The sequence below is a fragment of the Sediminibacillus terrae genome (genome assembly GCF_009602435.1).
GTDB lineage: Bacteria > Bacillota > Bacilli > Bacillales > Amphibacillaceae > Sediminibacillus > Sediminibacillus terrae.
On sequence record NZ_VZDQ01000027.1, the window covers coordinates 154,581 to 166,652 of the forward strand.

Here is a 12,072-nt window from a genome sequence, read left to right on the forward strand (position 1 = left end):
CGCTCATCGTGGAATTACCAAGGGCCAATCTAAAAAAGTTGATTTTTCTTTGATTTAAAAAAGAAAATCACTCTTTTTTCTTGCACAATTAACTGTAATGAAGGCCTCTATGATGGCAAACGTAAAACGAATGAAGGAACAGGGGACACAAACCTCTAATAATTAGACGAAAAGCGGTCAGTGCGGAAATTAAATTCCGCACTGACCGCTTTTAAAAAAAATTATACCTATCATAAAACTTCGGTTTTTCAGTGGCCTCCGTGATGGTCGCCTTTATTGATGGGCTACGCCATCTTCCCGTTCGATTCTTTCCAATCTTGCTTGTATTTCTTCTTCGGAAAGATTGTGTTCTTCCACATACATGTTGCGTGGCGATACACGGCATTCATGCGTACATCCGCGCATGTACTTATGTTCGTTCTCTTCCGAGCAAAGGAACTGGCGGTTACATTCAGGATTTGCGCAGTTTACATAGCGTTCGCAAGGTTCCCCGTCAAAGAAGTCTTTCCCTACGATGACATGTTCTTTGCGATTGACTGGTACAGAAATCCGTTCGTCAAAAACGTAAAGCTGACCATCCCATAGTTCGCCTTGTACTTCAGGGTCTTTTCCGTAGGTGACGATTCCGCCATGTAATTGGCCGACATCCTCAAATCCTTCCTTTACCAGCCATCCAGAGAATTTCTCGCAACGGATGCCGCCGGTACAATAAGTAAGGACTTTTTTACCTTCCAGTTTATCTTTGTTTTCTTCCACCCATTCGGGCAGTTCCCGGAATGTTTCAATGTCGGGACGGATGGCGCCGCGGAAATGACCAAGGTCATATTCATAATCGTTTCGTGCATCCAAAACAACCGTATTTTCATCCCGCATTGCCTCATAAAACTCTTGGGGACTAAGGTATTGGCCGGTTGTTTCATTTGGATCGATGTCATCCTCCAGACGGAGTGTAACAAGCTCCGGACGCGGACGCACATGCATTTTTTTGAATGCATGGCCGTCAGCCTCGTCCACTTTGAAGACCATGTCGGCAAAACGAGGATCTGCGTGCATGTCGTCCATATATTTATTGGTTTGCTCTACCGTTCCAGAGACTGTACCGTTAATGCCTTCTTCAGCAACGAGGATACGGCCTTTCAAACCGAGCTCTTTACAATACTTGAGATGTTCAGCTGCATAAGTCTCGGGGTCTTCGATCGGAACGTAGTTATAATACAACAATACTTGATACTTTTCTTGATTATCCATTTTTATTACCACCTATCAATTCATATTTGCAAGATATAAATGTTTAAGGTGAATTATTCGTTTATACTCTTGCCAAACGTTATTCTATCACGGTTCCCCTCATCAACTCAACCAGCGATTGCTGGTAATAATTGATTTGTGACCATATTTTGACCATATTTATTTCAAAAGCTGATTTTTTGACGGACATCGTTCATCAAATTGCTAAATTTGGCAGCCGTTTTTTTCTTCTGCCCTTTTGTCGTGTGAGCGTAGATTTTGTTCAGCATTTTCATATCTTCATGTCCCAGTCGTTCGGATATATCCCTTAATTCTATCTCGGCTTCGATACATAAAGAAGCGTGTGTGTGTCTCATTGAGTGAGGAGCCAACTTAACGGGATACTCCATTCTTTTTAAAATCTTTTTCATATGTTCATAAATATTCTGGGGAGGAATGGGGTAACCGGGATATTTATGAGTATTTATAAAAACGTAATCCCTATCATAGTATATCTTCCTGTTTTTCATTATAAACGATTTTTGCCATGCTTTGTGTTTTTGTAGCTCATCCATTACAAATTCATCAACATCTATTTCACGAATTGATGCTTGTGACTTTGGCGGAACAGGGGTTACATCATTCGCTCTTTTGCTGGCACTATAGTAAGTTTTAGTAATGGAAAAGGTCTGATTCTCAAAATCAATATCGCTCCATTTTAATACTGCGAGTTCTCCTCGTCTTAAACCGGTATATGCTAATGTTAGAAAAATGATGTAATCTTGAGTAAAAGGTTGGGTTTTTGCAATTTGTAAAAAGGTTGCCAGGTCTTCCTTCTCCAGAAATTTTTCATTATCCTTTAGTTGCTTCTCTTCAATCACCATTTTCTTTTTCAAAAAACGAAAATCAATATTGGCAGTTGGATCTTGTTTAATTGCACTTTCTTCCATTGCTGCTTTAAATATCAGCCTGGCTGTAGAATGGATTGCCTTTATTGTATTTGCAGCTGCCTCTTTTTCATGCAAGTCATGGAGCATAGATTCATAGACCGGCTTAGTTATTTTTCTTAATTGAATATATCCGAAGTAAGTCAACAGCTTATTAACGGATGTTCTTCTACTGTCTACTGTCCCTGGTTGTACTAACTTTGCGTATCTTTTAATCCATTTTTCAGCATAGTCATAGAAAGAAATATCCGACTCCTTTGTATAGACGCCATCGTTCACCTCTTTTTCTAGTTTGGCAGCTGCAAACTGAGCTTCCTTTTTAGTTTGGAAGCCTCGCCTTGTTGTGGGTTTTGGTTTTCCTGTTTCCGGATTAATACCTATGTATGTTTTGAAGAGCCATTTGTAGCCGTTCTTTGTTTTGTATTTCTGAAATGATGCCAACTGTATCACCTCATTTTTATCTTTTGGAAATATAGTGATTCATGCTTTTTGCGGAAATACATATCCAAACGCTTTTCAGCAAGAGCGAAATCAACATTAAAAACTTCAGAGATCATTAGAATAGATTGACTCCTGGTAGTTGGCAATTTTAGTTTTTCGAGCATGAATGATGGAATGGCAAGGTGAAGCATAAAGTTATTGGCCTGCCATTCCTGCATTTGTATATACGGAAAAGGCATGACGTTTTTGTCCCCATAATGCCAAAGAGCGTGTCCTAATTCATGACAGAACTGTTTCCATCTATCTACTTTAGAAAGTCTATTGTTTAAAAAAATACTGTATTTGCCTTTGTGAAACGAGCATCTACTAGGCTCGTCCCAAGTATAGACAGGTATTCCTAACTTTATAGAGATATCCTCATTTAACTGGCTAGCCTTTGTTATTTCTAACGACAGAAGTAATTTTTTTATATAATCCTCTAGATGTGTATTCAATTGACCACCTCTAAATAAAGAACAAGTGTTCGCGTTAATTTTAAAAGAAAAACCCTGAGAAACAGGGCTTAATCTTTTATTGTAACTCGATAGTTTCTGTCACGGTACCGAATATACCTTCTTGTGCTTCGACCACTAAGTCATCAGACTCAGCAATATCAGGAGCGATATCAAAAACAACTTTCCCGGACATCTCAGAACCTGGGTTCAGCTGTTCCATAAAAAAGCTATTTTGAATGGTGCCGTCTTCACCTTGATTTGCTGATATACTTGCCATTGAATCAGCTTCAAAAGTTTTATCTCCTTGCTTTAATTTGAAATAAGAACCATCAATTGTTACTGATTCGTCACCGTTATTAAGTGCAGTAATATCCAATACAAGATAAGTACCATTGGCAGTTTCAGGTGCTACAGACGGACCTACTTCATCAGAAGTTGTTTTCTCGTTTATAGTATAGGTCATGGCACCCACTTCAACAGTATCTCCAATGCCAGGAATTTCTTCTTTAGGCTCTTCTTTTTTATCTTCTGATGTACTATCTTCTGCGCCTGAGTCAGCAGAAGCTGTCTGTTCTCCTGAGTCTTCAGCTTTATCTGAACCAGCGGTAGTGTCATCTTCACCTCCACCAGTCGCGATCGCAATGACAACAATAATTGCTAACGCCCAAACCCACCATTTCTTATAAATAGGCTTTTTGACTTTTTCCTTTTTCGCCATTATAATCTCCCCTTTTTGTGTAATATTTTCTATATTTTACTAAACAAGCTAAAAAAGAAAGCCTGTAAAGTTATAGACTAATTCACTTCTTATCCCCTTTGATAATTTCCCACATCTTTCTAAGTTGCCGGAGCTGATCCTCTTCAGATTGAGGCAGTTCTTCATAATACCAATGTTGCAACTCTGGATCGTTGATAAATTTCTGAAAGTCCTCTTCTTCCTTATCTTTTTTGTAGCTATCACTTCTCCCTAATAAATAATCAGTAGTTACATCGAAGAAATCAGCCATTTTTTGAAGGGTTTCGTAGTCTGGTTGTCTGAATCCTCGTTCGTAATTAGATATATTTTGATTAGGAATTTGTAGTTTTTTAGCAAGAGAAAGTTGAGATAGCCCCTCTCTTTCCCTTAAATACCGCAATCTTTTACCCAACATGACAATTCCTCCCATATACTTATTGTAAAATATTATTCAATATGAATAAATTAATTCTACAAAAAGTATAAAAAGATGTTGATTTCTTCAAAACGTATATGTATAATACAAATAAAGGTTCTTCGAATCGTATAAGAAATGAGGTGATTCAATGAATATTAACTCCAAGGTTCGTGAGATAAGAAAGTCTAAAGGAATAACCCAAGTATTTGTAGCCAAGCAGCTTGGAATAGCAGTACAAACATACAACGGCTATGAACTTGGAAGGCGCGAGATAAAAGCAGAAACCCTTCGTAATATCGCAAGTATTTTAAACGAACCAGTAGAAAATTTTTTTGACAATAATTTATACGATTCGAAGAAAAATGAATCGAAGGAGGCAATCTAGTGAGCCAATTAGTTTTTGTTAAGGACAAGCAAGTTGTAACTGACAGCTTAACCGTCGCTCAAGTTTTCGGTAAGTCACATGACAAAATTCTGAGAGACGTAAGAGATATGGAATGCTCTCAAGAATTTTCACTCGCCAATTTTGGAGAGTCAACTTATGTAAATGATCGTGGCAGAGAGTACCCGAAAATCATTATGACCGAGCAAGGCTTTACAATCCTAGCTATGGGTTACACCGGATCGGAAGCAATGAGATTCAAAGAACAATACATCAACGAATTTCACAAAATGCGTGAACAACTTACTAACAATGTCAAAGTCCTAGATGATCGAACAGCGTTAATTCAATCTCTGAAAATAACTGCTGAAACAGCCGAGAAGCAAGAACAAATGCAAGATTTGCTTAACACCCAGCAACTCAAACTTTCAACCCTTGAAACGAAAGTGGACGAGCAAATCACCTTGAACAGTGGTGAACAGAGACGATTCCAAAAGGGCGTTGCTCGTCGTGTATATAGCTTCACTGAAGACAGAGATGAAGCTAGTCGATTATTTCGAGAGCTTTATCGAGAAATCAAAGATCGTTTCGGGGTTGGCAGCTATAAAGATGTGAAACGAGAGGATCTTCAAAGCGCCCTGGCTTATATCGAAAATTGGATTCCAAGGCAGGTGTCTTAATTGTTTAAAGCAGAACTTCAACCAGAGCCGGGATTTGAAAGCAAAATGTACGACATCATGTTTCAAATCGCAAATAAAGCACAGCAAGATAGAGATCAGCTTAACGACTTACCCTATTTATTGAGTAAAGAACAGCTGGCAAAGCATGTATTTAATATTAGTCCGCAGTCGCTTAGAACCCATGTATTGATCAGACCAGATTTTCCCAAGGTACGCATTGGTGAAAGAGTTCTATATCCAAAAGATAAAGCGATAGAGTGGATTACCAATCACACTGAAATCGCTGATAAATATAGTCCCGCTAGAAAAATCGGAATTGTTAAATAACGTAATTAGTTTCACAAATTAATAATAAAAGATTTTTAAATCCATAAGGAGGAGAACGAGTTGGCGAACATTACAAAGCGTTTAAGTATCTATAGAACCTCATCGGTACCATCCCTATTGAGAATTGCCCGAGAGCGTTCTGACAACCCAAACATGAGGGCGAAAGTAACCCTCTCAGAAGAACTGGGCATTGACAGGAAAAGACTTTCCAGGATGGAGGAAGGTACTTCCCCGATTCCCCTCGATTTAGCGTATGAGTGGTGCAAAGTCTGTGGAGACATGGTGGCATGGAGAGCTATCAAGCATGTGTACGGTGATGGATTGCCGCCCACCGATCCTAGATTAATAGAATCGCTACCTAATCAGCTGCAGAACTACATAGAGCAGGCGGAGGAAGGAATAAAGGCTGCTAAAAAGCTACTGGATATGAGCGCAGACTTGAGACCTGGAATCGGTTTTAACAATCAACAGCTCGAAGAAATTGAAACATTGGCCACTGAGATACGCGACACGGACCAGGCTTCCGAATGTGTCCTGGATTCCTTAACGATTAACTGGGGCGTTTCTCTTGAGGAGGTGGATAGGCGGTGGACTCAGCAAGCATTAGCTGACCATATAGTGATTCCGAGCGTTGATCAGATGGATGAAATCAAAAGGGAGGCTGTCCATGCATGAATTATATGGATCATTTTTTGCCGGAGGATATTGCCGAAGCTGAATTGGCTGTCAAAATAATTGGCTCAACATTATATAAGATTCTTAAACTAACTGATCAAGGAAAGGTCGCAGAAGCAAAAAACGCATCCATTGATTTAACAAAATCACTTGTAGCATTGGACATCTTGGCATATAAAAAACGATCAAATAACCGGATGTACTTACACCATATTATGGCTAAGCCGGATAGGTGGTTCAAAAACGAATGAACTGGCTGAATGAGTTATGCAAGAAAAGGTGGTTTGTAGACATGTGGTACTTATTACTTTTTGTCCTCACTATTTATGTATTTTATCAATCACTGATTTCCGTATAGGAGGGTTGAACTTGAAAGACTGGGAGCTTATCGCAGAGTACGGCTATACTTTTGAATTTGAGTACAGGAATGGAGTAGAAGCAACGGTAATTGCAAGAAGCGAAAAAGAAGCCTGGAAGAAGCTCAAGGCCGCAATGACACAAAGAAAGCACTAACCGCCGACCAAAGCAAATTAGTGCGTCTCAATTTATTAATTAAATTATACCATCAATTTTTGATGGGAGGCAAGCTTTGCTGGTTCTGCCTCAGTGGCCGGGACGGTATTTCCCCCCTAAATATTGACTTTCCCGGCTGCTGAGGTGCAACTAGCAAATGCACCACGTTTCAGTCACCTGCTTAATTCAAATGCCTGGAAGGAGGGTCTACAATGATCCGGCTGGTAATGCGGCCATAGCTTTCATCTAAATGATGGCGGGCTGCGGCCCGCCTTATAAAAAGGAGGATATCACGAAATGAAATCAACTGGTGTAGTAAGGAAGTTGGACGAACTGGGAAGAATAACTCTTCCGAAAGAAATTCGGAAGGTAAATGGCTGGGAAGAAAAGCAGCCCCTAGAAATATTTACGGATGGAAACAAAGTAGTGCTTAGTGCTTATGAAGCAAGCGAGGACAAGAAACAGGTACTTGAAGACCTCAACTACTTATTGGGTGCTGCAGATAATCCAGAAGCTAAGCAAAAGCTTCGCAGTGTACTTACTTATTTGAGGGGGTGAATACTTTGCCAAATCTATTAGATCAACTTAGAGAACATACTGCAGCTGCAGAGCAGGCGGAAAGATTCGGAATCACTTGCAACTGGAAAAAGGAAATGTCTATCAACTCAGAGCTTCTTTTGAAAGTTAAAGAATCCACTGATGTAGAAGTGCAAGTGAAGGTTACTACCTCATTCAATCCTTATGCCATTGCCGCATTTGAGCTAGATGGTTTTGTTTATATTGCAGGATTATCCAGGGAGCAATTCGTAAATCATTTCGCTAAAAAAGAAAAAATGACCAGCTGATAAGCCGGCCATTTCTGTGTAAGGGATGTAACTTCAATAAATCTCGGATGATTTTATTGTAAGTTACATCCCGAAAAAAATCAATCATGGAGGGATTTGTAATGAAAAAGATTCAACTATTGGAACTGCACTTGAGAAATTTTAAAGGCATAAAAGAGTTTTCTTTGAAGGCGGATGGGCAAGATCTGAATATTTTCGCCCAGAATGAAGGTGGTAAAACGACAATTTTTGATGGGTTCACTTGGTTGCTTTTCAACAAAGGCAGCAATGATGACCAAGATTTCGGTATCAAGACTATCAAAGATGGCGAAGTTGTCCATAATCTGGACCATGAAGTCGAAGGGCTGCTCGATGTTGATGGAAAAGTATATAAGTTGAAAAAGACATTCAAAGAGAAATGGACGCAGAAAAAGGGCTCCGGTACCAAAGAATTTACCGGTCACACTACCAAGCATTTTATCAATGGAGTTCCCGGCAGTAAAAAAGAATACGACGATACTATTAGAGAAATCATCGGAACGGACCAGGTCGATTCTTTCTTGAAGCGTTACAAAAAAATGAAGGTCGAAACTGTGTTTAAGTTACTGACTGTACCTAACTTTTTTGTGAACGGTTTGCACTGGAGAGAACGTCGTGACTTGTTGTTAGAAATCACTGGTGATATTTCAGATGAAGAAATCTTGGATAGTGAAGCTAAGTTTCAAAAATTGAAAGAAGCATTGAATGGAAACAGCATTGACGGTCATAAGGAAATCATCGCTTCTAAAAAGAGAGAAATAAACGAGAAGTTAAATACCATTCCAGATCGCATCGATGAAAACCACCACAGTATCCCTGATATTTCGGATTTGGACAAAGCCTCTTTGGAATCTAAATTAGAAGGTCTAAACGGTCAGGTGGAAGCTAAGCAACAACAGATAAATGACATCCGAAACGGTAGCGAAGTTAATACCAAGCGGAAAGCCATTAGCGATATTGATCTCGAGTTAACCAATATCAAGAATGAACATAACCAGAACGGCCAGCAGGAAATTTACAGTATCAAGTCACGCATTCAGGAAGAACAGTCCAATGTTTCTATTCTTCAATCGAAAATAAAAGGACATCAACAACAAAAACAGATGAATGAGGGCCTCATTGCCCGGACTTCTAAAGAACAAGTAGAACTAAGGGAAGAATGGCACGAAGAGAGTAAAAAAGAATTCCAGCATGATGTTGAATGCGAATGTCCGACGTGCGGGCAAGACCTTCCGGGAGAACAGGTAGAAGCAGCCCGGGAGAAGGCACAGAAAGACTTTAATTTAGTCAAAGCTAGAAAGCTGGAAGCCATACAGAATAGAGGGCTCGCTGCCAAAGAAAAGGTGGAAAAAACCCAGGTAGAAAACGAGAAGATCGAGAAAGAAATCACAACTCTGAACGGACAAATCGAAGTGAAACAAGATGCAATCAAGCAGCTGGAAGATAAACTAGTTGCTTTAGAAAGCAATGTAACAGATATCACCGAAAACCCTGCTTATGTAGCCAAACTGAAAGAAAAACAAGCAATCGAAGAAGAAATCAGTCAGATGCAACAATCAGTCGAAAGCTCAATCAAATCTGTCCAACAAGAAATTGTCTCGATTAAAGAACAACAAAGCGCTGTGCAAATTGACTTAAGTAAGATTGAACAAGTGAAAAATATTAAAAATAGAATTGCGGAATTGGAAGAACAGCAGAGAGCTCTTGCTGCTGAATACGAGAAGTTGGAGCAAGAACTAGATTTGATTGATGGGTTCACAAATAAAAAGGTAACTGCAATCGACGAAAAAGTAAGTAAGTATTTTGAAATTACTAGATTCAAGATGCTTGAGAAACAGGTTAATGGAGGTTTAGACGAGAAATGCGAACCAACTTATAAAGGAGTCGCATTCACAGAAGGGTTAAATGATGGAGCGAAGGTATCTGTAGGTTTCGACATTATCAATGTGTTGTCTAGGTACTTCGATATCCAGGCACCTATTTTCTTCGATAATGCGGAACAAGTGACAAAGTTCTTGGTTGAACCAGAAGCACAAATAATAGCTTTGTACGCCCATAAAGATTTCGAGCAACTACATGTAATGCCGAAGTCAGGTTCTATGAAGGAGGCTATCTAATGAATAAACAAACACTAGCAGAATGGCTTGAAGAAGGCGAAAACACATTCGGCTCTCATAAATTGAAATGGCGCTTTAAGTGTCCGGCTTGTGGCCATGAAGCAAGTATAGAAGATTTCGTAGAACACGGCGCTGATCCTAATGAAGCACACCAAAAATGTATAGGACGTGTGAACGGTAAAGGAACCAAGCACCAGAAGGATGAGGGTTTTGGCTGTAACTGGGCGGCTTACGGATTATTTGGCACTTTAGGGAATGGTCGCCTGGTAATCGCAGATGATGGAAAAGAAATCGAAGTATTTGATTTCGCAAAAAGTAAGGAGGCGGTCTAATTGGCGAACGAAAACGCTGTAGCTAAAAAAGAAAAATCACAATCTGAACGATTTATGGAGAAGGTAGTTAAGGAATACGGTTCAGGTGTCGGTGAGGTAGCGCTTACCGATTTTCAAAAACGATTAGCACAAAATTACTTTGTCGCTTTGGACTCTGTACTGAAAGCCACAGAAGAAAGAAGAATGAGAAAAAGCGAAAAGTACCGCGATGCGTTACCTGTCACATGGGCCAATGTCAACATGAGTAAACTTGCACGTGATGTGGTGACAATGGCCAGGATTGGGTATGACCCAGCTCAGCCAAATCACATCAACTTAATTCCTTTTAAAAACAACAACACAAATCAATATGATATTGGCTTTATTGAAGGCTATAGGGGATTAGAACTTAAAGCAACTAAGTACGGTCTTGAGGTGCCAGACGACGTGGTGGTCGAACTTGTTTACTCTAATGATGTCTTTAAACCAATCAAGAAGGATAGTTCAAACAAAGTTGAAGGATATGAGTTTTCAATTGAAAATCCTTTTGATCGCGGAAATATCATCGGCGGTTTTTACTATCACGTTTACTCAAATAAACCCGAAAAAAACAAACTGGTTATCATGACGATCGCAGAGATTGAAAAACGCAAGCCAGACCGTGCCAGTCCTGAATTTTGGGGTGGAGAAAAAGATAAATGGTCAAACGGTCAAAAGGTGGGCAAGGAGAAAGTTGAAGGCTGGTACGACAAGATGTGCTGGAAAACAGTTTACAGAGCAGCATATAACGACATCACGATCGACAGTCAAAAGATCGATGACGATTACTTGAAGCTTAAGCAAATGGAAGAAGATTTCACCGAATCTAAAGTAAGAAAAGAAGTCGACGAAAATGCGAACTCTGAATTTATCGATGTGGAATACAGCGAAGTCCAGGAAGATGAAACAGCGCCACAACAGGAAGAGCCACAGAGCGACTTAGAACAAGCTGCAATGGATTTGGAAGAAGCAGAGAATATTGCAGCAGGTAACGGGCCGGGATTCTAATGATCGAGGTAACTGCACTTGCTTCCAGCAGTAAGGGGAATTGCTATCGAATTACCGATGGCGAGACTCCTCTTCTCCTGGAATGTGGAATTAGATACAAGGATATTCAGAAAGGCTTTGGATTCAAAATGTCAGAGGTTGCAGGCTGTTTGGTCACACATGAACACAAAGACCACTGCGCAGCTATCAAGGACGTATTAAAGGCTGGAATCGATACTTTCGCCAGTTATGGCACATGGGATGCACTTCGACTGGATGGCCACCATAGAGCGCACCCAGTTAAATCACTTCAGCCGTTCACTATCGGAACATGGACTATCATGCCCTTTGATGTGCAACACGATGTAAGTGAGCCTTATGGCTTTCTATTGGCAAATAAAGCCGGCGATAAGCTTTTATTTGCCACAGATACCTATTACATCCGATATAAATTTCAAAATCTAACTCACATCATGGTTGAGTGTAATTACAGCATGGATATTTTAGACCAAAACATCTTAGATGGCAGAGTGCCACAGGTGATGCGTAAACGCCTGATTCGGTCTCATTTTAGCTTAGATAACGTCAAAGACTTCCTGAGGGCTAATGATCTATCTAAGGTACAAGAGATATGGTTGCTCCATCTGAGCGATTCAAACAGTGATGCTGAGCGTTTTAAACGGGAGGTAATGGAGTTGACTGGAAAGGTTGTTTATGTTCCATGAAAGTGAATATTCCCATTCCACCAATCTATGTGGAGATGGCTAAGAGTTCTGAAGAAAAGGGAGAGCTGTTAAGGGTTCTTGTAGACGGCTATGTGCGGAGAAATATTCCTGGATGTAAGTTTATTAGGATTAAAAAAATGATCGCCGAGTGCGTAATAACACCTCAGAAAAAATGACAAAGCAAAGGTGG

General features: G+C 39.9%; 17 protein-coding genes. 12 read left to right on the top strand and 5 right to left on the bottom strand.

The genetic code is table 11. From position 1 onward, the window contains the following. Positions 1–273: 273 nt before the first annotated feature. From trhO to F6X55_RS17680, 5 genes are all read right to left on the bottom strand, one after another. Positions 274–1,248 carry an oxygen-dependent tRNA uridine(34) hydroxylase TrhO gene (trhO, locus tag F6X55_RS17660; RefSeq protein ID WP_026571406.1) on the bottom strand — a complete coding sequence of 325 codons (975 nt, stop codon included), beginning with the start codon at positions 1,246–1,248 and terminating at the stop codon, positions 274–276. 164 nt (positions 1,249–1,412) lie between these two features. Continuing rightward, positions 1,413–2,615: a site-specific integrase gene (locus F6X55_RS17665; RefSeq protein ID WP_153465028.1), complete on the bottom strand. Its 1,203-nt coding sequence runs from the start codon at positions 2,613–2,615 to the stop codon at positions 1,413–1,415. 5 nt (positions 2,616–2,620) lie between these two features. Continuing rightward, positions 2,621–3,109, bottom strand: a complete 489-nt coding sequence (locus F6X55_RS17670) for an ImmA/IrrE family metallo-endopeptidase (protein ID WP_161993112.1) — start codon at positions 3,107–3,109, stop codon at positions 2,621–2,623. Between the two features lie 76 nt (positions 3,110–3,185). Beyond that, positions 3,186–3,827, bottom strand: a complete 642-nt coding sequence (locus F6X55_RS17675; RefSeq protein ID WP_153465033.1) for a DUF4352 domain-containing protein — start codon at positions 3,825–3,827, stop codon at positions 3,186–3,188. A gap of 82 nt (positions 3,828–3,909) precedes the next feature. Beyond that, a complete protein-coding gene (locus tag F6X55_RS17680; protein ID WP_237648705.1) occupies positions 3,910–4,260 on the bottom strand; it encodes a helix-turn-helix domain-containing protein in 351 nt (116 codons plus the stop codon). 151 nt (positions 4,261–4,411) lie between these two features. Here F6X55_RS17680 and F6X55_RS17685 point away from each other — a divergent pair, with 151 nt between their 5' ends. The 12 genes from F6X55_RS17685 to F6X55_RS17740 all read left to right on the top strand — a co-directional run bounded on the left by F6X55_RS17685 (position 4,412) and on the right by F6X55_RS17740 (position 11,882). Then, positions 4,412–4,648, top strand: a complete 237-nt coding sequence (locus F6X55_RS17685) for a helix-turn-helix transcriptional regulator (RefSeq protein ID WP_153465038.1) — start codon at positions 4,412–4,414, stop codon at positions 4,646–4,648. Continuing rightward, positions 4,648–5,325 carry a Rha family transcriptional regulator gene (locus F6X55_RS17690; RefSeq protein ID WP_153465040.1) on the top strand — a complete coding sequence of 226 codons (678 nt, stop codon included), beginning with the start codon at positions 4,648–4,650 and terminating at the stop codon, positions 5,323–5,325. The genes F6X55_RS17685 and F6X55_RS17690 overlap by 1 nt, the downstream gene beginning before the upstream one ends. After that, positions 5,326–5,652 carry a DNA-binding protein gene (locus F6X55_RS17695; protein ID WP_153465042.1) on the top strand — a complete coding sequence of 109 codons (327 nt, stop codon included), beginning with the start codon at positions 5,326–5,328 and terminating at the stop codon, positions 5,650–5,652. Between the two features lie 60 nt (positions 5,653–5,712). Continuing rightward, positions 5,713–6,327, top strand: a complete 615-nt coding sequence (locus F6X55_RS17700) for a helix-turn-helix domain-containing protein (protein WP_153465045.1) — start codon at positions 5,713–5,715, stop codon at positions 6,325–6,327. Further along, positions 6,324–6,578 (top strand): hypothetical protein, encoded by a 255-nt coding sequence (locus F6X55_RS17705; RefSeq protein WP_153465047.1) that lies wholly within the window; start codon positions 6,324–6,326, stop codon positions 6,576–6,578. The genes F6X55_RS17700 and F6X55_RS17705 overlap by 4 nt, the downstream gene beginning before the upstream one ends. A 118-nt stretch (positions 6,579–6,696) precedes the next feature. Then, positions 6,697–6,840: a hypothetical protein gene (locus tag F6X55_RS17710; RefSeq protein WP_153465050.1), complete on the top strand. Its 144-nt coding sequence runs from the start codon at positions 6,697–6,699 to the stop codon at positions 6,838–6,840. Between the two features lie 297 nt (positions 6,841–7,137). Next, positions 7,138–7,398 carry an AbrB/MazE/SpoVT family DNA-binding domain-containing protein gene (locus tag F6X55_RS17715; RefSeq protein ID WP_153465052.1) on the top strand — a complete coding sequence of 87 codons (261 nt, stop codon included), beginning with the start codon at positions 7,138–7,140 and terminating at the stop codon, positions 7,396–7,398. Between the two features lie 5 nt (positions 7,399–7,403). Further along, the gene (locus F6X55_RS17720; protein WP_153465054.1) at positions 7,404–7,685 is read left to right on the top strand and encodes a hypothetical protein; all 282 of its coding nucleotides are present in this window, start codon (positions 7,404–7,406) and stop codon (positions 7,683–7,685) included. 101 nt (positions 7,686–7,786) lie between these two features. Beyond that, positions 7,787–9,820 (top strand): AAA family ATPase, encoded by a 2,034-nt coding sequence (locus tag F6X55_RS17725; RefSeq protein ID WP_161993113.1) that lies wholly within the window; start codon positions 7,787–7,789, stop codon positions 9,818–9,820. Then, positions 9,820–10,152: a VVA0879 family protein gene (locus F6X55_RS17730; protein ID WP_153465058.1), complete on the top strand. Its 333-nt coding sequence runs from the start codon at positions 9,820–9,822 to the stop codon at positions 10,150–10,152. The genes F6X55_RS17725 and F6X55_RS17730 overlap by 1 nt, the downstream gene beginning before the upstream one ends. Continuing rightward, positions 10,153–11,178 (top strand): recombinase family protein, encoded by a 1,026-nt coding sequence (locus F6X55_RS17735; protein ID WP_153465060.1) that lies wholly within the window; start codon positions 10,153–10,155, stop codon positions 11,176–11,178. Beyond that, positions 11,178–11,882 (top strand): MBL fold metallo-hydrolase, encoded by a 705-nt coding sequence (locus tag F6X55_RS17740; protein ID WP_153465062.1) that lies wholly within the window; start codon positions 11,178–11,180, stop codon positions 11,880–11,882. The genes F6X55_RS17735 and F6X55_RS17740 overlap by 1 nt, the downstream gene beginning before the upstream one ends. The last annotated feature ends 190 nt before the right edge of the window (positions 11,883–12,072 follow it).